20 protein-coding genes are annotated in these 21,002 nt (G+C 44.5%); 5 read left to right on the forward strand and 15 right to left on the reverse strand.

Annotated elements, in window-relative coordinates; translation table 11 throughout:
• Positions 1 to 521 precede the first annotated feature (521 nt).
• The 11 genes from FN782_RS08640 to FN782_RS08690 form a co-directional block, all read right to left on the reverse strand.
• Positions 522 to 1,592 carry a murein hydrolase activator EnvC family protein gene (locus FN782_RS08640; RefSeq protein WP_142505391.1) on the reverse strand — a complete coding sequence of 357 codons (1,071 nt, stop codon included), beginning with the start codon at positions 1,590 to 1,592 and terminating at the stop codon, positions 522 to 524.
• A 48-nt stretch (positions 1,593 to 1,640) separates the two neighbouring features.
• Entirely contained in the window at positions 1,641 to 2,768 is a 1,128-nt protein-coding gene (locus tag FN782_RS08645) for a murein hydrolase activator EnvC family protein (RefSeq protein WP_185956164.1), read from the reverse strand.
• Between the two features lie 32 nt (positions 2,769 to 2,800).
• Positions 2,801 to 3,700: a permease-like cell division protein FtsX gene (ftsX, locus tag FN782_RS08650; RefSeq protein ID WP_142505393.1), complete on the reverse strand. Its 900-nt coding sequence runs from the start codon at positions 3,698 to 3,700 to the stop codon at positions 2,801 to 2,803.
• Complete coding sequence (gene ftsE / locus FN782_RS08655; protein WP_142505394.1) at positions 3,690 to 4,376, reverse strand: cell division ATP-binding protein FtsE; 687 nt, start codon at positions 4,374 to 4,376, stop codon at positions 3,690 to 3,692. The genes ftsX and ftsE overlap by 11 nt, the downstream gene beginning before the upstream one ends.
• Positions 4,377 to 4,600: 224 nt before the next feature.
• Entirely contained in the window at positions 4,601 to 6,004 is a 1,404-nt protein-coding gene (gene argH, locus FN782_RS08660) for an argininosuccinate lyase (protein ID WP_142505395.1), read from the reverse strand.
• The gene (locus FN782_RS08665) at positions 5,955 to 7,217 is read right to left on the reverse strand and encodes an argininosuccinate synthase (RefSeq protein WP_142505396.1); all 1,263 of its coding nucleotides are present in this window, start codon (positions 7,215 to 7,217) and stop codon (positions 5,955 to 5,957) included. The genes argH and FN782_RS08665 overlap by 50 nt, the downstream gene beginning before the upstream one ends.
• 239 nt (positions 7,218 to 7,456) lie before the next feature.
• A complete protein-coding gene (locus FN782_RS08670; RefSeq protein WP_142505397.1) occupies positions 7,457 to 7,909 on the reverse strand; it encodes a hypothetical protein in 453 nt (150 codons plus the stop codon).
• A gap of 211 nt (positions 7,910 to 8,120) precedes the next feature.
• Positions 8,121 to 8,558: a DUF350 domain-containing protein gene (locus FN782_RS08675; protein ID WP_142505398.1), complete on the reverse strand. Its 438-nt coding sequence runs from the start codon at positions 8,556 to 8,558 to the stop codon at positions 8,121 to 8,123.
• 31 nt (positions 8,559 to 8,589) lie between these two features.
• Positions 8,590 to 9,828 (reverse strand): glutathionylspermidine synthase family protein, encoded by a 1,239-nt coding sequence (locus FN782_RS08680; RefSeq protein WP_142505399.1) that lies wholly within the window; start codon positions 9,826 to 9,828, stop codon positions 8,590 to 8,592.
• Positions 9,829 to 9,837: 9 nt separating this feature from the next.
• A complete protein-coding gene (locus tag FN782_RS08685) occupies positions 9,838 to 10,149 on the reverse strand; it encodes a hypothetical protein (RefSeq protein WP_246064902.1) in 312 nt (103 codons plus the stop codon).
• Entirely contained in the window at positions 10,150 to 10,611 is a 462-nt protein-coding gene (locus tag FN782_RS08690) for a hypothetical protein (RefSeq protein ID WP_142505400.1), read from the reverse strand.
• A gap of 151 nt (positions 10,612 to 10,762) precedes the next feature.
• Here FN782_RS08690 and FN782_RS08695 point away from each other — a divergent pair, with 151 nt between their 5' ends.
• Positions 10,763 to 11,668: a DUF4349 domain-containing protein gene (locus FN782_RS08695; RefSeq protein WP_142505401.1), complete on the forward strand. Its 906-nt coding sequence runs from the start codon at positions 10,763 to 10,765 to the stop codon at positions 11,666 to 11,668.
• 406 nt (positions 11,669 to 12,074) lie between these two features.
• Here the strand turns inward: FN782_RS08695 and FN782_RS08700 are convergent, their stop codons facing one another.
• The 4 genes from FN782_RS08700 to FN782_RS08715 form a co-directional block, all read right to left on the reverse strand.
• Positions 12,075 to 12,596, reverse strand: coding sequence for a peroxiredoxin family protein (locus FN782_RS08700; RefSeq protein WP_185956165.1), 522 nt, complete (start codon positions 12,594 to 12,596; stop codon positions 12,075 to 12,077).
• Positions 12,597 to 12,610: 14 nt separating this feature from the next.
• Positions 12,611 to 13,144: a MauE/DoxX family redox-associated membrane protein gene (locus FN782_RS08705; RefSeq protein ID WP_142505403.1), complete on the reverse strand. Its 534-nt coding sequence runs from the start codon at positions 13,142 to 13,144 to the stop codon at positions 12,611 to 12,613.
• On the reverse strand, positions 13,141 to 14,943 hold the full coding sequence (locus FN782_RS08710) for an ABC transporter ATP-binding protein (protein WP_142505404.1): 1,803 nt from the start codon (positions 14,941 to 14,943) through the stop codon (positions 13,141 to 13,143). Before FN782_RS08710 ends, FN782_RS08705 begins: the two co-directional genes overlap by 4 nt.
• Before the next feature lie 1,242 nt (positions 14,944 to 16,185).
• Positions 16,186 to 17,169 (reverse strand): helix-turn-helix transcriptional regulator, encoded by a 984-nt coding sequence (locus FN782_RS08715; protein ID WP_142505405.1) that lies wholly within the window; start codon positions 17,167 to 17,169, stop codon positions 16,186 to 16,188.
• A gap of 290 nt (positions 17,170 to 17,459) precedes the next feature.
• On the opposite strand from FN782_RS08715, the gene FN782_RS08720 reads away from it, so the two are divergent.
• The 4 genes from FN782_RS08720 to FN782_RS08735 all read left to right on the forward strand — a co-directional run bounded on the left by FN782_RS08720 (position 17,460) and on the right by FN782_RS08735 (position 20,921).
• On the forward strand, positions 17,460 to 18,176 hold the full coding sequence (locus tag FN782_RS08720) for a response regulator transcription factor (protein WP_142505406.1): 717 nt from the start codon (positions 17,460 to 17,462) through the stop codon (positions 18,174 to 18,176).
• Positions 18,166 to 19,179 (forward strand): sensor histidine kinase, encoded by a 1,014-nt coding sequence (locus FN782_RS08725; RefSeq protein ID WP_142505407.1) that lies wholly within the window; start codon positions 18,166 to 18,168, stop codon positions 19,177 to 19,179. Before FN782_RS08720 ends, FN782_RS08725 begins: the two co-directional genes overlap by 11 nt.
• A gap of 103 nt (positions 19,180 to 19,282) precedes the next feature.
• Positions 19,283 to 20,203, forward strand: a complete 921-nt coding sequence (locus FN782_RS08730) for an ABC transporter ATP-binding protein (protein WP_142505408.1) — start codon at positions 19,283 to 19,285, stop codon at positions 20,201 to 20,203.
• Entirely contained in the window at positions 20,196 to 20,921 is a 726-nt protein-coding gene (locus FN782_RS08735) for an ABC transporter permease (RefSeq protein ID WP_142505409.1), read from the forward strand. The genes FN782_RS08730 and FN782_RS08735 overlap by 8 nt, the downstream gene beginning before the upstream one ends.
• Positions 20,922 to 21,002 lie beyond the last annotated feature (81 nt).

Consider the following 21,002-nt stretch of genomic DNA (forward strand, 5'->3'; position numbering starts at 1 on the left):
ACCTTTTTCATCCATCTCATGGGCGACCATACCGCCCTTTTCCTGAAACAGGTCCGTTCACCTTCTATACACTTGTCACGAACCCACAGGAGTTGGTTCATGTATATGACAAGCAGGTAACTGTTAGTATCAGATCCACTCTAGCAAATTTCAGATCTCCAGACAAGATTGCGGTAGTCCTCCATTTATAACTACAGACCCATTGAAAAAACCCGATGCTTTTCGCATCGGTGGGACAAAGTGGGGATCAGGAAATCGCTTTCCCCGCAAAGAGGTTAAATGTGGCCCTCTTCACTTCCCGGTCCTAACCGGCTGGATAAAAGGGAAAATAGGTTGGCTGAACGGTGAAACCTGCGGGGTTTTCTTTGGTGGGAAAAGCAAATCCACCAAAAAATCGACTCCCTTTTCTGAAAGTGTTTTTATTCAATCGTCTCACCCAATGCCATTGTGCATCGGAACAGGTCTTTACCAAACAGATGCTTGGGACTTTTACAGTTTCTCAATCCGTTTTGCGCAGACGACTATTCCAGATAATTCATCGGGTTTTGCAACTTGCCGTTCTTTCGCACTTCAAAATGATTGTGGGGACCCGTTGAGTAACCATTGCTCCCAATGCTGGCAATACGCTGTCCCCGTTCAACATAATCCCCTCTCCGAACCCGAACGGTATGGGGATACATATGTGCATAAAGCGTTGTTAGTTTACTGCCGTGATCAATCATAATGATCCATCCATATCCGGAGGAAGGACGACTGGCAATCACTACCCCATCCGCAGCAGCATATATGGGAGCACCGGCTTTCCCTGCGGTGTCAATTCCTGTATGCATTTTATATACTCCTGTCACCGGATGTTTGCGATAACCATAAGAAGAAGTGACTCGGTGGCTGTCACCTGGCCAGTGGAAGGGACCACCTGGATATTCAAATGTTCCATTTCGCAATGCCAGGAGGTTCATCTTTCGAACCTCTTTTTCCTGAATCCTTTCTTCCTCTTGAATTTCGGCCAGTTTCACCTTGTTTTTCTGTTTGACCTCCTGCAACTCTTCATAAGCCTGTTCAGCCTCTTTTGCTTGTTTTTCCCAATCCTTGGTCAGGTCATCCAACTTCTTTTTCTCTTTTAACTCCACCTTTTTTTCACGAACAATTTCATTGACCAAATGGCGATCCTGTTTCACAATTAGTCGCAACATTTCAAACCGACTCAAAAACTCGGAAAAAGAAGATGCTGCCAACAAGGAGGACATGTGTCCCATTTCTCCATTTTGGTACATGATTCTTAAGCGTTTCTTATAACGCTCTTCTTTTTTTTCGAGACGCTTCTGGATGGTTTTCAGCTTCTTGTTCACTTGGTAAATCTTATCATTGGTCTGATCGATCTTTTGGGCGATTTTGTCCATCTTTTTCTGCTTCTCTTCCATCTCTTTGACAACGTCTTTCATGTCACCCTTGATTTCCTTCTTTTGTTCACGGATCTCATCCAATTCTTCGCGAGCCTTCTTTACATTACTTTCCGCCCGAAGAGAATTGACGGAGATCAGGGTGGTTACCAAGCACAATACCAACAATCCAGAAATTGTACGTACTTTCATTTAAACCATTCACTCCAAGTGTACGACACTGTGCCAAAGATATTGATGTTACTTGAGATACGGCATCGGATCGGTATGCTCTCCGTTTTTCAGCACTTCAAAGTGCAAATGGGGACCAGTAGACCAACCGTTATTACCTACCTCAGCAATCTTTTGACCTTTTGATACCGTTTGACCCACGCTGACATTGACATCCTGAGCATACATATGGGCATACAGTGTGGATAAACCGCCTCCATGATCAATCACCACAATATACCCGTATCCTGTTGAAGGGCGCGATTGAATAACCTTCCCTCCAGCAGCAGCATAAATCGGCGTTCCCAGTGAAGCACCAAAGTCCACACCGGTATGCATTTTATATGTCTTTCGAATCGGATGGTAACGCATCCCGTAAGTGGATGTAATCTCTCCTTTTACCGGGCGGGCAAACGTTCCTCCGTCATAGGTGGAGGATTTTGATTTTGATTGCTGTTGCTGCTTCCGAACCATATCCCGAATCTGTTTTCTTTCCTCTTCATTTGCCTCTTCCAGGTGCTCTTTTTCTTTCGCCAGTTCCTGGATTTGCTTTTCATGCTCTTTATAATCTTTAATGAGCCGGGAATGAATGGAATGCGCCTTTTTTGCCTTCTTTTTCCGATCCGCCAGCAACTTTTCATATTTTTCTTTTTCTTTCTTCAGTATTACTTGATCCTGCTGATATCGCTTAATCAATTCCCGGTCTCTTTTCTCCACAATACGAATATAACTGAGCCGGCTGATAAATTGATCCAGGTTTTTTGCATTTAAAACAGACTCAATATAAAACATATCACCCTGTTGGTAAATGGTTCGAAGGCGGCCTTCGTAGAGTTGCTTCATTTCGTTAATGCGAGTCTCTTTCTTTTTCAGCTTCTTTTTTTTGTCACGCAATTTCTTTTCGAGAGAAAATACTTCTTTGTCCAGCTTTGCAAGTTTACGCTTTTTTTCTTCCAATTCAGCAAATATGGATTTAAGCTCTTTTTTTGTGTACGCTTTTTCCTTTTCTAACTGCTGGATTTCCTTATCCCGTTTCTTGATGTTCTCTTTTTTCTCTTCTATTTTCTCTGCATGAATGATAACGGGAGAAAGGAGGGTGGCACCAACAATCAACGAAGTCCACCCACATACAAGCTTTGTGAAAAGCTTTCGTTTCATAACCTTTCTCCTCCCCATATGGATCTTTTGTATTAGGTACGCAGGAACCGTCGAATGGAAATCAAACTTCCCCAAACCCCGATCAGAATACCAAGCAAGGTCGTGATTCCTGCTACATAAAGAGATAGAGGCCACATACCGAGCAATTTAAAGAAGCTGTACGCTTTGTCTGCATCCAAAATACCGAGCAAGCCATTGTAACCCAACAACACCACCGTAATGGGTACCATAGCACCCAGAACTCCAATCACTGAACCCTCAATAAAGAAAGGCCAGCGAATAAACCAGTTACTCGCCCCCACCAGACGCATAATTTCAATTTCCCGACGGCGGGCAAAAATGGTCAGCTTAATGGTATTGGAGATTAAAAACGCTGCCAGAACTGCCAAGCCTAAACCAAAAATCAGGACGATATTTCGCACCCAACCCGACAGATCAAGAATCCGATCCGATACCCCTTCTCCATAATCCACCTGCTCTACATTGTTGGGGTAATTCTTTTTGATTTTTTCAGCGAGCGCTTCCGTCTTTTGAGGATCAGCGGCATAAATCTCCAACATATCCGGCAAAGGATTATCTTTTTCCAATCCTTCCAAAAATTCCTTGTCATCCCCCCATTGCTGTTTCATCGTCTTCAATCCTTCTTCTTTTGAAACGAAACTAACATTTTTCACCTGAGGGTCTTTTTTAATTTGAGACTGAATATCATCGATCTGGTCATCGGTAATCGAAGGTGCCAATGAAGCTCGGATAGCCACCTGTTTATCCAGCTCTGCAGCCATATAACTGATATTGAAAGCAAATACCAGGAAGATACCAAAAATCAGGAGGGTAACACTGACAGCACTGACAGCAGCAAATGTCATCCAGTTGTTCCTCGTCAGGCTTCGGAAGGCTTCCCGGAAGTGTCGAATAATTGTATCAATCTTCATAGCCGTACTCTCCCCCCTGCTCGTCGCGAACGATCACACCCTGTTCAATGGCAATAACACGCTTACGCATTGTATTTACGATCTCTCTGTTATGCGTAGCCATCACAACCGTCGTTCCTCTGGCATTAATCTCTTCCAGCAAATACATAATATCCCATGAGTTCTCCGGATCAAGGTTCCCTGTCGGCTCATCGGCAATCAAAAAATTGGGATTATTTACCATAGCCCTAGCGATGGAAACCCGTTGCTGCTCCCCACCAGAGAGCTGGGAAGGCCGTGCATGCATACGGTCATAAAGACCAACCAACTCCAACACTTCCTGAACCCGTCTGCGAATTTTCCGTTTCGGAGCTTCCACCGCTTCCATTGCAAAAGCCACGTTTTCATATGCCGTCAGGTTAGACAACAATTTGTAGTCCTGAAATACGACGCCGATATTCCGGCGCAGGTATGGAATCTTCCAGTCTCTCACCCGCTTGACATTGACTCCATTGATCAAAATGACACCATGAGTTGGCTTTTCTTCTCGATACATCAGCCGGATAAACGTACTTTTACCCGCACCGCTCGGTCCAACCACGTAAACAAACTCACCCTGATCAATCTTTGTATTGATTCCATTTAATGCTTTTACGCCGTTGGCATATACCTTGTACACATCATGCATTTCGATCATGCTATATCACCTACATATGTTTTAGGGTCACGGCCTACCTTCCTGACCGCTCAGAGTAAGCAATCGTTGTGAGGGAAAACAGGGGTTATAAGTCCGAAAAACCTTTTACCATTATATCATTTCTATGTTTTTTTCCCATAAGCAACAAGTAGGATTGTTTACAAAATGACATAGGAAAACCTGCCAACAGACTTATTGGCAGGTCTCTAGAGATCTTCCATTTTTTAATAGATAACGGTATTTAACCAGTCAAGGGTTTCATCAATCTCTTTCCTTTTTTTCCGCAATACTTCCAGAACTCGCTCACGAGCTGTCCCACTACCTGATTTTCTGGCATCTGTCACATTGCTGACCTGTAATTTTTCGTAAACATCTTCTTCAATCAGCGGACAAACCGTTTGATATGCTCCCAAATCTACATCCAATAGAGTAATGCCTTTCTGAACACAATCCAGAACAATCCGTCCCACCACTTCATGAGCCTGTCGGAAAGGCAATCCCTTGTTCACGAGGTAATCGGCCAGATCGGTCGCGTTGGAAAAGCCTTCTTCAGCGTTCTCGCGCATCTTTTTCTCATTCACTTTCATCCCTTCCACCATGGGAGCCATGAGCGCCAACGCTCCCGTCAGTGTTTCAACCGTATCAAAAATCCCTTCCTTATCCTCTTGCATATCTTTATTATAAGCAAGTGGCAAAGCTTTCAATGTGGTCAATAAAGCAATCCAGCTACCCATAACACGCCCTGTCTTGCCCCGGATCAATTCCGGAACATCCGGATTTTTTTTCTGGGGCATCATACTGCTCCCGGTACAAAACGCATCATCCAGTTCAATGTAACCAAATTCCTCACTGGACCACAAGATCAATTCCTCCGACAATCGGGAAAGGTGTACCATAATCAATGAAGAAATCGATAAAAATTCAACCAGATAATCCCGATCGCTTACCGCATCCATGCTGTTGTCATAAAGCCTTTTGAACCCCAATTCCTCCGCCACCTGTTCCCGTTGGATGGGAAATGTCGTACCGGCGAGCGCTCCCGCTCCCAAGGGGAGCATATTGACCCGTTTGTAACTATCCACAAGCCGCTCAATATCTCTTCCAAACATATCGACATAAGCCAAAAGATGGTGAGCCAGCCTCACAGGCTGAGCCCGTTGCAAGTGGGTGTATCCAGGAAGAATGGTATCGACGTGCTGCTCTGCCTTGGACGTCAAGGATTCTCTCAGACCGAGCAATCCCTGTACCAAATCCAGGGTCCGAGCTCTGACATACAGATGCATATCCAAAGCGACTTGATCATTTCGACTCCGACCGGTGTGAAGCTTTCCGCCCACGGGTCCCACTTCTTCAATCAAGAGTTTTTCAATATTCATGTGAATATCTTCATGGGTGACGGAAAATTCCACCTCACCGGATTGAATTCGCTTTCTGATTTTTTTTAATCCCTCTGTGATCACTTTGGCCTCATCCGGCTCAATAATGCCACAATCCCCCAGCATTTTTACATGCGCCAGACTTCCCCGGATATCTTCCTCAAACAGTTTTTGGTCAAAATCAATCGATGCTGTATATTCTTCAACGAGCCGGTTGGTTGGCTTCGTAAAGCGACCGCCCCAAAGCTTCATCTAGATCTGAATCCTCCTTTTTCTGATTCACCTTGGCGTGAACCTCGGTGGGCAATCCCCAAAGTTGAATAAATCCAACCGCTGATTGATGATTGAAGGTGTCATCAGGAGTATAAGTTGCCAGATCCTCCCGATACAGCGAATGCTCCGATTGTCTTCCCATCACAGATGCCTGCCCCTTGAAAAGGCGTACCCGAACGGTTCCTGTCACGGTTTGCTGGGTTTCATCCATAAATACATCCAATGCTTGCTTCAAAGGGGAGAACCAAAGGCCTTCATAGATGAGCTCCGACCATTTGTTTTCAGCCATCGTTTTAAACCGTGTCATCTCCCGCGTATGGGTGAGAAATTCCAACTCCTTGTGCGCATGAATCAATGTGACTGCTGCCGGACACTCATAAACTTCCCTTGATTTTATGCCTACCAGCCGATTCTCTACATGATCAATCCGCCCCACTCCGTGCTTGCCGGCAAGCTGATTCAGTTTATTTAACAACTGATCAAAAGGCATCTTCTCTCCATTTAGAGCAACCGGCTTACCTTTCACAAACGTGATCTCCACTTCCTCCGGCTGATCCGGGGTCTTTTCCACTGATTGGGTCCATTCATAGGCTCCTTCCGGAGGTGAAGCCCAGGGGTTTTCCAACACACCACACTCACAACTTCTGCCCCACAGATTCTGATCGATACTGTACGGGTTATCCAGATCCACGGGTACCGGGATTCCATGATTGCGGGCATACGCGATTTCTTCATCCCTGGACATCGCCCATTCACGAACCGGAGCAATCACTTCCAAATCAGGATTTAAGGCTTTAACCGCCACCTCAAACCGAACCTGATCATTTCCCTTACCCGTGCACCCATGAGCCACCGCTACGGCTCCTTCGCTTTCCGCTGTTTTCACCAATATTTGAGCAATCAGGGGACGGGACAAGGCAGAAACCAAAGGATATTTTCCTTCATACATCGCATTTGCCTTTAATGCAGGTAGCAAATAATGTTCCGCAAAGGACTGCCGGGTATCCACCACCATTGATTTGACAGCACCCACTTTTAGCGCTTTTTCTTTAATAAATTGAAGATCCTTTCCTTCTCCCACATCCAAGGCCACAGCGATCACATCATAACCATAGTTCTCCTTCAGCCACTGAATCGCTACCGATGTATCCAACCCGCCTGAATATGCGAGTATCACTTTCCCTTTGCTCATCCGAAACACCTCGTTATAAAAATTCATCTTGTTGCATTATTATACATATCACTTCATAAAAAGTCCATACCCGTTTTTGTATGAAATACAGGAATGGATCTGAAGGAGCATCAAGTGAACCTATTACATTTGTGGACGGCAAACGTGCAGAGACAGAAATCACTCCCCACACTTCAATGAATCAAGAATACCTCCTATAAAAAGACCGTTTCCCTCAACAAGGAAACGGTCTGCTGCCTTTATGCCGATGCAGCTTGGGCTTCCATGATATTTTTGAGGTTTTTTAAGTAAACGGCGAGGGAGCGTCGAGCTTTCCATGCGATCAACCGCGTCTTTAACGCATTTCCCCCTACAGCCATACTGACTTCACAATCACAGGACAGCTGAGTCTCTTCCTGTTTCTCTTCCAAACTGAAGAAGACATCCAGATAGGTTTGGGGCAAGTACAACCGAACACCAAACAGATCCGGTTTGCGATAAGCGATGATCTCTCCCTCAATCATCCGTTGCTTTCGGCCGGGTCGGAAATGCAATGTAAACGTCGTTCCCTTCCATTCACCGTTTTCCGGCAGTTCTTCATACGTCATTCGATCCAAGCGGGGAAGCCACTGCTTTAATTTCCCTTCCATCTCCAGGGATTCAAAAAGGGATTCTTGTAATGTTTTTATCCCTACATCCATGGTAAAATGCATACTTCTTCCCTCCTTTAAAAGGTTGAAACCAACCCTCCACCCTTTCAACAGTCCATTATCATACTCGGTTTTTCACTGGAGGTAAAATTTCTGATTTTTGGGAAATATAACTGTCTAACTCTCCTTATGTCTAAAACTTTAATCTCAAAAGCCCCCTCGGCTGAAAAGAGGATACAAGCCAAGGGGGCAAACAGATGTTTCTTTTCCAAAATCAGTAACTGATCAAGGCAGCCATCAACAATCCAGTAGAGATGCTTAATAAAGAAGTAAAAATCCCTACAGACACATTTCCGTTTGGAATTTCAGAAACAATTCGAAAGGGGGTAATGAGCTCAAACAGGTAAAAGATGATCACCTGAAAAACAGCCCCGATCACTCCCCAGATTACCAAATCCACAAGCCCCAATGAATGGTAGATGGCGGAGGCCAGTACCAAACAGAGTCCAAGCAGCTTCCCTCCCAGATCGTAAGCGGCTGCTTTTGCCGCATGAAACGCCTGGGAATCGGACGCATCTGCCCCTTCTTTAATCAGCTGAATTTCCCGGTAGGGGGTTGTAAGCAGGAACAAGAGTGCTCCCAGAACCACCAAAGGAATTGTTACACCCAAATAGGACAAAAAATTTAATATATAACTCCATTGTTCTAACAAATGAATACTCCTTTCCCTTTTAAAATATGGATCAATTTGACAGACCGACCGGTAAATAATAGGCTAGATTGCCGGTGATCGGTCCATCCACTCGCGCCAAGATTGCAGAAGCCTGTCCTCCAACCCAAAATGATCCCCAAAGCAAATGCCCCTGATAGCGCCCTTTCAATGTTTCCGTTACAACCGTCTCCATCTCCACCCGCTTTTGATAAACCATCATCTGATGGAGATACAGCGATTCCTGATTGGTATGCTCCATCTCTCCATTGGGACCATAAAGGTGAACCGCATCTCCTTCCCGTCCAAAAACGGGTTTCATCACATAAGGCTTTCTCCCCAGAAACCGATTTTCCAAATAGGTAGGTAACATGTAGGTTCCCACCGCTTCGCGTTCTCGACTGTCCAGAAATTGACCGGTTTCAAAGAGATTCCAAATCAAGGCTTGCAGTGCTTTGCTTTGCGAAATAAGAGCTACCGGAGGATTGATCACCGACAGCTTTCTCCGGGCGATTAAATCCAGAACATGGGCACCTGTCGGATAACCCTCTTCATCTGTATCCTTGGCTAAAATCTCCAGGGGATGGAGACGATACAAGAGATCGATGGGAATGGACTTTCCATCCATACCAGCCGTTAACTGATCCCCTTCCACCCGAAGCTCCTCCAAAGGAACAAAATGCCCTTTCAGTCCGGAACGATTCATCAGATAACGCGTGGTGCCGGCATCTTCCTTATGCCAACCGAGAGAGCTAAAGAATACCCGATCGGTTCTCTGCCCCATTTCCCGGTAACGCTGGACCGCTTCCTGAAACGCTTCCACAATCTGCCGATCCATTCCGGCATTGGGGTTTTTTAACCCCGCCATCCGACAAGCGTAACCATTGACATAAAAAGCCTCTACCACTCCGGTGGGAGTATCACTGTTAAATTCCAACATCTTTAACCCTTCCGGGGTTTGGGCAAAGTCAAATCGCCCAATCACCGTTGGAAGACCGTTTCCAAGATGGACCTGAACGGCTTTCCATGTCTCCTCAGGGAGAGCCAGCTCCTTTAACAGCTCATCGCCTCCCAGCCGTACCACTTCAGACACCCTGGCAAATACACAACCCAGCGCCTCTGTTGCTTCAGACAACTCTCTTCGAAATTTCCCAGAGATGGAATGAACCGATGCCAGAGCGTATTCCTCACCTTCAAACCAGTCCCAAGTAAAGATCCCTTCCTCGCGCAATGGGAGGTACAGATTGCGCCGTCGTTCTTCATAGTTTTTCATCAGACTGGATCAACCCCCGCGTGAACTGCCACTGGACCTGCCAATCCCGCCTTTGGCTCCGGAAACTTTTTTAAACACCTTTTTTCCGTTTTTGTAGAAATAACTGCTTCCCGTAACCCCGCTTCCATCATCGCAATAGCCATCTTCATCCCGGTCTTGACAAACCTCGTCATCGCAGTATCCATCCTTGTCTTTGTCCCGACAAACAGTCTCCGGTTCCTGATCGGTACATCCGGCCAAAAGAGCCGCCATCGCAAACAGGCTGACAACCCGTCCAGTCCGGCTGCCGACCCAATCCATCTTGACTTCCCTCTCTTGCATTCAGGCATCCTCCTTCATCGGTATGGCATAGAATACAAACACTTTTCGATTCTCGTCAATTTCTACCGATGTTTTCTCCCATTGAGCTCCTTCAATATGGAGTACCGAACTGGTCAAACAGAGCAACACCTCAGAATAATGTTGAAAATGAAGGGTATGAACCACGGGGTAGTAAAACCCACTCTCCTTAAATTCTCTCACTTCCACCCGAAACCCGCTCCACTTCGGATGAACCACAACTTCCTGACTGACCACTTCTTCATCGTCTGCTTCCCGAACCCATATCACATATTTACGACCGGGTTCCACCTCTGTCGACACGGTTTCATAAACGCGGCTGCCTTTCACCAGATAATCACACAAAAAGCGAAGGGCAGCTCCCTCTTCCTCCATCTCCTCATATTCATACACCAAAGAGTTTTCTTCTTCATCCCCCATCACTCGATATTCCAATTCAGCCATCCTGTTCCACCCCCTTCCCCCTCTCTCTGTTTCAGCTTACCTTGTTCATTAATTTTGGTAAAGAATCCGAGTTTTTTAAAATGGATATCTACCCGATCCGCAACTTTTCCCCCTTTGTTTGCGTCCAACAGAAAAGATCGGAAAGGAGAGGATGATCATTCGCAGTTTATGGATCTGTTCGTTAACCTGTCTATTGTTTTTCAGCCTTTTAGCAGGTTGTGGTCCATCCAAAGAGACTCAAATGTCTCAAACAGCCAATGACTCTGCCGTTCACCGGTCGGACCCGCAAACGACTACGGAGAAACAGGAAGGACCCTCTGCAAAAGGATCTTCTGAATTAAAAAAAGCCCTCAACAAAAAGGGCTCCGCAGCCACAACGGAAAAACGAAAAGTGATTTATAAAGGAAATCTGCAAATCGAAGTTCCAAATCTAAAACGTGCAAGAACCGCATTGGAGAAGAAAGCAGAAAAAAAGGACGGGTATCTGGTTGAAGCTTCGCAGTCACGCAACGGAAAAAAAGTAACCGGAACATGGGTCTTTCGGATTCCCCAGGATGCATTCCATTCCTTTTTAAAGGATGTTGAGCAAACAGCAACGAAAACGCATTCCCAACATATCTCCGGCAATGATGTCACAAAAGAGTATGTGGACCTTCAATCCCGTTTAAAAGCGAAAAAAACAATGGAAAAACGCCTTCTTCAGTTGATGGAAGAAGCAAAATCCACAGAGGATCTCCTTCAGGTATCCAAGGAATTGTCCCGCGTTCAAGAAGAAATGGAACAGTTGAAGGGTCGAATCAAATATCTGGAGGATCAAACCGCATTCTCCACCGTCACCGTTCATGCAACCCAAATCTCTCCCCTGGGACAACATGAAGGAGAACCTGAACTCATGGATCAAATCCATACAGCATTTCTTCAATCGATCGGCTGGTTACAGGATGTATTCCGGGGTGCATTAGTGGTCGGAGCCACCTTGATTCCTCCGGTCACTATCCTTGCCCTGATCACCTTCCCTGTCGTTTGGTGGATTCGCCGTCGCAAAAAGAATATTTGAAAAGCATTTCTTATCAATTAAGCTGAGGGATACTTCAAAATCCATCAGCTTTTTTCTTATATAAAATGAACTGAAAAAGTTTAACCCCAATTCAAAATATAAAAATATCAACGCCCCCGATGTTGGTTGTTATTCTATGAAAAGGAAATCCTTTATATGGATAAAGATTACTGTTATACCTCAAGTAAGAGATCAAACCAAGTGCAAGACCCCATGATTAACGGCACAAAAAAAGAACAGGCCTCACTTCCTGCTCCATCCATACCCTTATGGGGTAGCTGGACTGATTTTTCTCTCTTTTATTCATGGACTGGAAACCCCCACCCCCTCCTTCTATGCAGTGAACCCTGGTTCAAATATAGACCGTCTTCTGAATCATAATGAAGAAGTGTCTAGAGTCCCTGCTTCAAGCCGCTGAAGGAGGAGCCATCAATCCCTCTTCCACTTTTTCAATCATTCCCCGTTGATTCACCAGGACAGAGTAGGGAACACTTTGTACCCAATAATCCGAGGCCACTTCCGGAGCCCGCAGATAATAAACTTCCGGGGGCAACGCTGCAACAATTTCCCGATCATCTTTTTCTGCGTCTCCGTTGATGACAACCAGATGAAAGTCCTGGCGGGACTTGAGGGAATGCAGATCTTGAATACTGGACTTACATGCCGGGCATTGCGTGTTAATAAAGAGAAGCAGCACATTCTTTTCCCGAAGCAACCCTTTCAAATCAACCAACCGGCCCTGTTCATCGTTTTTTTCAAAAACCGGAGCTTTCTCCCCGGATTGTAGCCCCTGCATGCGAATCCCAGGAATCTCACGAATCTTATTGATAAAAGACCCCAGATAACGGAGAAGCAGAAGCATCAGTCCCAATTGGGCGATCACCAGCACCAATTCCACCAACACAATCGACTGAAAAAAACCTGTCATGTTTCCCATCCCCCTTAATCTGTTGCCAATTTTTCGATTTTCCGCTTGATCTCCCAGAACCCCTTGAGGTTTCCGGCAATCAGAATGACTCCAACCGCCACCAATGTCAGGAGCGTCTGATGTATCCATCCCATCTCCGGGGAAGAAGCTAAACTACTCATCCACCCCAGCACAACCATCGCCATCAGAAAAAGATTTCGGACCACAAGCCCCCAACTCAAACGGTCACTTTCCAATACACTCCCGCACCCGCAGGAGATATCTTGATTCCCTCGAACCAAATTGATGACCACAGCACCCGTATACAGAAACAACAGCCCTAAACCCAAACCTATAGTGATGGGTTGAAAACCAAAAAGGAGCAACGTGAGGGCAATATAACATTCACTGATCAAAAACCCTCCCAGAAACCATGGAACCCATCCGGAAGGGATGATCCGATAGGCAGTCATCAGTTGGGTATGGCGATCCCATCCCCTCCATTTGCTCCAGGCTGTTGTCAAAAAAAGAATCGCCAGTGTCATCCTCAAGAAAAATGAAACAATCATCCTATCGATTCCTCCTTTTGCAGATACCACCGGGCTTGTGTCCGGTACAGCCGACTGTATTCACCTCCTGCGGAAAGGAGTTCATCATGGCCTCCTCTCTCCACCACCTTTCCAGACCGCATCACCAAAATTTCATCGGCCAGACTGGAGGCTCCCAACCGATGTGTGATAAAAATGACCGCCTTATCTTTGGCTGATCGGAACAATTGCTCCACAATGTCGATCTCAGACCGAGGGTCCAGAGCAGAAGTTGGTTCGTCCAGAATCACCACATCGCTGTCGCGAAACCATGCGCGGGATAAGGCCACTTTTTGCCACTGTCCCCCTGACAGTTCATTTCCTTTGTTAAAATAACGTCCCAACAGCGATTCGTATCCTTCGGGCAATTGATTCAGGTAGCGATCAATGTCCGTTTTCGCCGCTGCCGCTTCAATTTCGTCCAGCCGATTCATCGATTCCACCCGTCCAAAACCAATATTTTCCTTGGCCGTCAGGTTGTAACGGATATAATCCTGGAACAGCACGGCAACCCTCCGGTGGTAGGAAGCCAAGTCAACGGAAGAAAGGGGGAGGCCGTTCACCCGAATCATCGGGGAATCCAGTTCATATAATCCGCTTAGACACTTGATCAACGTGGTTTTTCCCGAACCGTTCTCTCCAATGATCGCAATCTTTTTTCCGGGGTAAATATCCAGATGGATATCCTGGATGGCTGGTTCCTTTTGATTGGGGTAGCGGAAGGTGAGTCCTTCAATCTCTATCTCACGAATCCGGTCCACGGAAACTAGGGAAGTCTCCTGGGTGGTACGCTCCTTTTGATTCAGAAATTGCTCAATATCCCGGACATAGAAGCTTCCTTCGTAAAACATGGAAATGGTGCGGGTAGAACTGGTCAGTTTATCCTGAACATTCTGGATGGATTGCAGAACGGCCACCAAATCCCCAACCAGCACCTGTCCACTGCGGATCAAAAAAACCACCAATATTCCCGAAGCTGCATAAGTCAGGGTTAAAAACGTCCGTCCCGCCATGTTCCATCGGCTTTGCTTCTTAATCAGATCCAATTTTTTATCCGCATCCAGCCGAAAAATGCGGGACCACTCCCGGATCAGATAATCCCCCAATTGAAAAAGACGCACCTCTTTCAAATGGTCCCGGAGGCTAAGCAAGTATGATAAATACTGCTCCTTTCGTGTGAAAGGGGTGAGATATCGCATCAACTGGTAACGCATCCCGCCAAAGCGCATATCGATCATTAAAACCGGCAAGGTTCCGATGATGAGGATCACCGTCAATCCCCAATGAATCCCCATCAAATAACCGACCAGAGAAGTAATCGTAATCAGGTCGGTTCCAAAGGAGAGGGCCTGCTTCACCATGTTGGTCAGTTGTTCACGACTTTCCACTGACCGTTGAAACCGGTCATAAAAGACAGGATCTTCAAATGTAAGGAAGGGGAGGCGGTTCACTTTTTCCAAGAGATTCTTTTTGATCGATAGACCGATCAAGTTATCCATTTTTTGGTCATTCACTTCCGTCCAAAGCGAGAGAGCATAGCCGAAAAGAATCACCACCATCTGAAACGACAGCAATGTAAGAACGGCAGAAAATCCCTCTCCCGTCTGAACCATCCGAACGACCTGGTTAATCAGTTCTTTGGTCATCCAAACCATGGACAGGGGAATTAAACCCAAAAGAATGCGAATGGTTACAGTCACAAAAAGATAGGATTTATGGGTGCGCCAAACCACACCAAAGGCATATCCCACCGCTTTTAGAACCTGACGCAAGTTAGACAAGCCATTCCCTCCCTTCACAAAAACAAATGAATCTGAGATGATAACCAAAGTAAGGAATCAGGGCATTGTATTCCACAGATTTAACCTCACTGGACCGGCTCAGAATCCGTTCTTTTACCACAACCGTAGGGGCGGCACTCCCCAAGAGAGCTTAAATTACTTCACCCGTAGTAACACTTTTGGCAACATTCAAAGTTGCTTCCCCCAGCATACTTGCACCGGACAAAGCAGTTATAATCAGAAATACGGCACCAATCACCCTGAGGTTGATAATCCTTGACGCCCATCATGTTTTCGATAAATTTCATATTCTATCCACTCCTTTTAGATCAAACTCATTCTGGAGTGCCGCCCCTGCGGTTGTGTAAAAAAGAACCCTTACAATGAATTATCAAGTAACAAAAAGCCACGCCCATCAATCACCCTTTACCACTTGCTCCCATCACCCATAGGAACGGTACCCCGAATGATTCAAACTATCTTACCACTCAACCTCGCACTTAATGCAGCAGTACCACTCTCCGCGACCATCGATCTGACACTTGGTGTAGCATCTCCAATCCACATTATTGCAATTCTGTGCTTGTACATCCTTAACACCCATGAGGGACTCCATCATTTTCATCTCCAACACTCCCTTTCATGATTTGAAATGACAGCGGGGTACCGTTCCTATGAATAAAGGGACTTTTTTAATCTCCGACTGCTGATTCCGTTCATGGCCATGGGGACGGTACCTCGGAAAGGAATAGAATATCAGCAGTCAGCCCAATGGATCCCTTTCACATTTTCAACCGCTAATTTTGCACGACAGGCAGCAACTCCACTCACTTCCGTTTACGATACATTTCAGGTAACAACTGTAATTTACCGGCCAAAAACAACTGGAAGCTTGTACATTTTTCACACCCATCAAGGATTCCATCAATTTCACCGTATCAACACTCCCCGTTTGATTTTGATTCACTCCGAGGTACCGTCTCCATGACTTTGATCAGCGATTCTGTTCCTTGCTTGTCCACTATCATTGTAATCATCATTTTTTGGTTTTTATATCACAAAATGGATATCTTATATCACAAAACAAACAATTTACATAATATTATTAATACCAGGGGGTTGATTGTATATTCCACTGATCTGATTTCATTCATAAGTCATAGGGACGGTGCCCCGGAAAGACATCAGCAGTCAGGTCAATGGGTTGCTTTCAAAGTTGGCAACATCTTCGCCAACCCAAAATTATATATTGGAACGATACTGATTTGGAGTCATCCCATATCTTTTTTTAAACAAAGAGATGAAATAACTGATATGGGAATATCCCACATCCTGTGAAATGTGGGTAACACTTTGGTCCGTCTCCTTTAACAGCCAACTGGCTTGATCCAAACGCAACAACTGCAGATAACCCAATATCGTCGTATGATACAGTTCCCGAAAACCTTTGCGTAACTTGGATTCATTTAAATTGACTCTCAATGCCAGCTCACGTACCGAAGGAGGGTTGGTGAGATCCTGCTTCAGAATTTCCGCTGCATCCCTTATCCTCTCAATATCACGGGAATGCAATGTTTTCGGTTCATCATTTATACCGAGGAGCTGATTGAGGCGTAGTACAAACAACTCTGTCGCCTTGCTTTCCAAATAAACTGCTTCCATCCATTCATCAGAGGGAACGCCATGCAAGATTTGTTGCAAAGCCATGTGCATATTTGAAGTGAGAGATACACTGGAAAAGCATGCCCGTTCTGTTTGCAGATTGGCCAACTCCGCAGGAAGAGAATGTCCGGCTTTTTCCGCAAATGTATAAAACGTCTCCTGGTCAACTGCCAAACTTACGAAAGAAATGGGTTTTCTAATCGGTAAATGAACCTTAAAATTCATATAAGGACCGTAATACATGTTACATCGTCCCTTGGTGAGAAATTCCGTTTTCCTCTTCATATCCATCAGCCCTGGAGCGTAGCCATCCAGACAAAACTTCATTGAAATCAGAGGTGAATCAATTTGCAGATTATACTCAAATGGACGGTGTAACCATAATCGATAGATACTTAATTCAATCCCTGATTGGAAGTGATAGGTTTTGATCTCCCCCTCCCCCAGCTCCTGAGATGTTTTCCAATATTGCTTGATTCCACTGAACTGAATGCTCCCTCCCAAATGGTTATAACATTGTTTCACCATTTCAGATTTATCCACCGATTCCATCGAAATATCCATTCCCTTCCCCTCCTATCAAATATTGGACTATTCTCTTTATACCTCTTTCATGATAAACAATTCAACAAATTATTCTAAAAATTTTATTAATATGAAAATATATTTCTTTACAAAACCAAAAAAGAACGACTTCCCTCTTTCCGGAAGCCGCTCCATTCATCGATGCATTTAAAATATATTTTTTGGATAGCTCATCGATCTAAGCACTTGGCAGAATTCCTGTGCTATAAATAAAGTTGCACGGTTTCATGTAGGGATTTATGATGGAGGTGAAATGAGGCGGTGAGAAGATGGATGATATTCAGATACTGATTGTAGATGATGAAAAAGAGATCCGGGATTTATTGAAAAAATACTTGGAGAGAGAATTATATACGGTGGATGTAGCGGTAAATGGAGAGGAAGCTCTCCATTTATTTGACAAAAAGCCATATAATCTTCTGATCTTGGATCTCATGATGCCCAAAGTAGATGGGATTGAGGTATGCAGAAGAATCCGAAAGGAATCCAATGTTCCCATCCTGATGCTTACAGCGAAGGATCAAGAGGTGGATAAGGTTTTGGGGTTGGGAATTGGGGCGGATGACTACATTACCAAGCCTTTTAGCATCAATGAAGTGATCGCCAGAATCAAGGCTCTTCTGAGGCGGTTTTTGATACTGGGCAGCAAAGAGGAATTACGTGAAAATCAGGCAACGATCGCGTTTAAAGACTTAACGATTGACGTGAAAAAATATACACTCACCATCGCTGAAAAAGAGATCCCTTTGACAGCCAAAGAATTTGAACTGCTGAAATTTCTCGCTTCCCATCCCGGACAAGTGTTTACCAAAACACAGCTTTTTCGCAATGTATGGGGCAGCAACTATATAGAAGATGACAATACCGTGATGGTACACATCCGAAAGCTCCGAAAAAAAATCGAAGCGGACCCTTCCAAGCCCCAATATATTCAAACCGTATGGGGGATTGGATATAAATTTGTTGGTGATAAAGATGAAAAATGACAAAATGATGGTTCTCATTGTACTTCAAATCATTGTCCTCACAGGACTTTTGATCATCGATCTCAATCAACAGATGGAAGATGTCTTGAAATGGCCTCTCGTGATCGCTCTCTGGATGATTGCGATCACGTTTTTACTGATGAGACTCCGCCATCTTACACAACGAAAACAGATCAATACAGCGTTAAAACGGGCAATAAACGGAAATTTAAAAACAAGGCTTCTGGCTAATCAGGATCAGGGATTCAATGAATCGATTTTTCTGATCAATGGACTGATTGAACAAATGGAAAAGGTGCAAATTGAGTCCATCAAATCCCAGGAAGAACGAAAACGAATTTTGTCCAGTATTTCCCATGACATACGCACCCCTCTTACATCGATTATTGGATATATTGATGCTTTAAAAGATGATATTGCTTCATCAGAAGAAGAAAAAAGAGAATATCTTGAGATTATATCCAGGAAGTCCATCGGCTTAAAGCATTTCTTGGATGAACTCTTTAATATGGCAAAGATCGATGCCAATGAAATTTCATTAAAGGAAGAAAGGATCGATTTTGCAGAGATCACCAGAGAATCGATCATCGAATTTTTACCTGACCTTAAAAAAGAAGGAATGGAATTAGACGTCCAGATTCCTGAAAAACATTGTTTCATTATGGCGGATCGCCTAAGTTTGATGCGGGTCATCAGCAATTTAATCAAAAATGCTGTACAGTATGGAAACGAAGGGAAGGTATTGGGGATTGAGCTTACGGAAACAGCCCAGGAATATCAGTTGCTCATTTGGGACCGGGGACCAGGGATTCGAAACGCAGACCTTGGAAATGTGTTTGAACGAATGTACCGTGGAGACCAATCCAGAAATCATTTACATGGCGGGAGCGGACTGGGCCTAGCCATTGCGAAAGCACTTGTCGAAAAAAATCACGGAAGAATTTGGGTGGAAAGTACTCCATGGGAAAAAACGACCTTTGGCTTCTCCATTCCCAAACAATGAAACAGGATTTCACTTTAAGAAACAGTTAAGAATTGTTTAAGCCGCATTTAAAATCATCGTTCTATAATGAAGCCATGAGCTGATGGAAAGCAGGTGTCCAAACATGAGCGAGATCATTAAAACAACCAATCTAACAAAGATCTATGAAACCCAGAAATCAGTCGATAACCTCAGCATCACGGTCAATCAGGGAGAAATCTATGGTTTTCTCGGCCGCAATGGTGCTGGGAAAACAACGACCATACGCATGTTACTGGGGTTAATCAAACCAACCCATGGACAAATTGAAATTTTTGGTGAAAATCTGTTCAAAAATAAAAAGGGGATTTTAAGGCGAATCGGATCCATTGTGGAGGTTCCTGGCTTCTATGAAAACCTGACGGCCAGGGAAAACCTGCAAATCAATGCAAAGATCCTAGGGATTCACAAGAAAAGTGCTATCGAAGAAGCATTGGAGATCGTCGGGTTGCAACACGAAACAAAAAAGCTGGTTGGCAAATATTCATTGGGTATGAAACAGCGATTGGGGATCGCCAGAGCCCTTCTTCATTACCCTGAGCTGTTAATATTGGATGAACCCACAAACGGTTTGGACCCCATTGGAATCAAGGAAATACGAAGGCTTATCAAATCGCTGGCAAAAGAAAGAAAGATCACGATATTAATCTCCAGTCATATATTGTCGGAAATCGAGCAATTAGCCGATTCGATGGGAATCATTCATGAAGGAAAGCTTCTGGAAGAAATCCCGTTTGATCAGCTTCGGCAACGAAATCGCAAGTATTTGGAGTTTCAGGTATCCAACGATCATAAAGCAACGATGCTTTTGGAGACTCATTTTAATATTTTTGATTATGAAGTCCATGGTGAAGGAACTATCCGCGTCTATTCCCATTTGGGCCAACAAGGCAAGCTTAACAAAGTGTTTGTGGAAAACGATATTGAAGTATTAAAAATCAACATCAGCCAGGACAACCTGGAAGATTATTTTGCAAAGTTGGTTGGGGGTGGCACCATTGGTTAATCTTTTATATACAGAATTTTTGAAACTCAAACGTTCCAGTATGTTCTTAATCAGCATTCTCGGTTCATCTGTCGCTCCTTTTATCATCGCTGTAGCTGCCTATATCCACCAGCCCACTCCGCCTATGACATTTGATGAGCTGTTTTACGAAGCCAATCTGTATACGCTGTTAATCATCGGTGTCCCTTTGTATGGAGTCGTAACTGCCTATTTATACAACCGTGAGTATATGGAAAATACATTAAAAAATCTATTAACCATCCCGGTCTCCCGAATCGGTTTGATTCTGAGTAAAATGTTGCTCCTGTTTATGTGGATTATGATGTTAACCATGGTTGCCTGGGTGGTAACCCTGGTGTTGGGAATCATCACCCAGATTGACGGTCTGAACACCTCTTTATTGCTCCAATCGTTGAAACAATTTATCATTGGAGGAATGCTCGTATTTAGCCTTTCTACTCCGATTATCCTTGTTACCCTTGTAACAAAAAATTATGTTCCAACGATTATTTTTACCGTTGTGATCACTCTGATCAACGTGATGGCTGGAAATTCAGAACATCGGGCTCTATTTCCCTGGTATGCCGCAGGAGATATCGCGAATGATACCCTTCTGCCAACCTATCCGCCGGAGTATTCCTATCTATCCATTGCTGCTACCTCAATCATTGGATTTATTTCCATGATTGTCTACTTTAAAAAGGTAGATATCCATTGATCATCACTTCTCAATCACTTGGGAGTACTTCAGGATACCCGTTATTATTATCGGAAGATTGTTTCACTTTACCACGCTACA

It is taken from the genome of Melghirimyces algeriensis, from assembly GCF_900182565.1.
In the GTDB taxonomy this organism is placed as follows: Bacteria; Bacillota; Bacilli; order Thermoactinomycetales; family DSM-45169; genus Melghirimyces; species Melghirimyces algeriensis.

What these genes read in the sequence shown, in the direction of transcription:
- ftsE (WP_142505394.1), bottom strand. Translation starts at nt 4,376, where the DNA reads ATGATCGAAATGCATGATGTGTACAAGGTATATGCCAACGGCGTAAAA.
- ftsX (WP_142505393.1), bottom strand. Translation starts at nt 3,700, where the DNA reads ATGAAGATTGATACAATTATTCGACACTTCCGGGAAGCCTTCCGAAGC.
- FN782_RS08685 (WP_246064902.1), bottom strand. Translation starts at nt 10,149, where the DNA reads ATGCAAGAGAGGGAAGTCAAGATGGATTGGGTCGGCAGCCGGACTGGA.
- FN782_RS08725 (WP_142505407.1), top strand. Translation starts at nt 18,166, where the DNA reads ATGAAAAATGACAAAATGATGGTTCTCATTGTACTTCAAATCATTGTC.
- FN782_RS08690 (WP_142505400.1), bottom strand. Translation starts at nt 10,611, where the DNA reads ATGGCTGAATTGGAATATCGAGTGATGGGGGATGAAGAAGAAAACTCT.
- FN782_RS08730 (WP_142505408.1), top strand. Translation starts at nt 19,283, where the DNA reads ATGAGCGAGATCATTAAAACAACCAATCTAACAAAGATCTATGAAACC.
- FN782_RS08640 (WP_142505391.1), bottom strand. Translation starts at nt 1,592, where the DNA reads ATGAAAGTACGTACAATTTCTGGATTGTTGGTATTGTGCTTGGTAACC.
- FN782_RS08700 (WP_185956165.1), bottom strand. Translation starts at nt 12,596, where the DNA reads ATGACAGGTTTTTTTCAGTCGATTGTGTTGGTGGAATTGGTGCTGGTG.
- FN782_RS08705 (WP_142505403.1), bottom strand. Translation starts at nt 13,144, where the DNA reads ATGATTGTTTCATTTTTCTTGAGGATGACACTGGCGATTCTTTTTTTG.
- argH (WP_142505395.1), bottom strand. Translation starts at nt 6,004, where the DNA reads ATGAAGCTTTGGGGCGGTCGCTTTACGAAGCCAACCAACCGGCTCGTT.
- FN782_RS08680 (WP_142505399.1), bottom strand. Translation starts at nt 9,828, where the DNA reads ATGAAAAACTATGAAGAACGACGGCGCAATCTGTACCTCCCATTGCGC.
- FN782_RS08720 (WP_142505406.1), top strand. Translation starts at nt 17,460, where the DNA reads ATGGATGATATTCAGATACTGATTGTAGATGATGAAAAAGAGATCCGG.
- FN782_RS08670 (WP_142505397.1), bottom strand. Translation starts at nt 7,909, where the DNA reads ATGCATTTTACCATGGATGTAGGGATAAAAACATTACAAGAATCCCTT.
- FN782_RS08665 (WP_142505396.1), bottom strand. Translation starts at nt 7,217, where the DNA reads ATGAGCAAAGGGAAAGTGATACTCGCATATTCAGGCGGGTTGGATACA.
- FN782_RS08715 (WP_142505405.1), bottom strand. Translation starts at nt 17,169, where the DNA reads ATGGATATTTCGATGGAATCGGTGGATAAATCTGAAATGGTGAAACAA.
- FN782_RS08695 (WP_142505401.1), top strand. Translation starts at nt 10,763, where the DNA reads ATGATCATTCGCAGTTTATGGATCTGTTCGTTAACCTGTCTATTGTTT.
- FN782_RS08645 (WP_185956164.1), bottom strand. Translation starts at nt 2,768, where the DNA reads ATGAAACGAAAGCTTTTCACAAAGCTTGTATGTGGGTGGACTTCGTTG.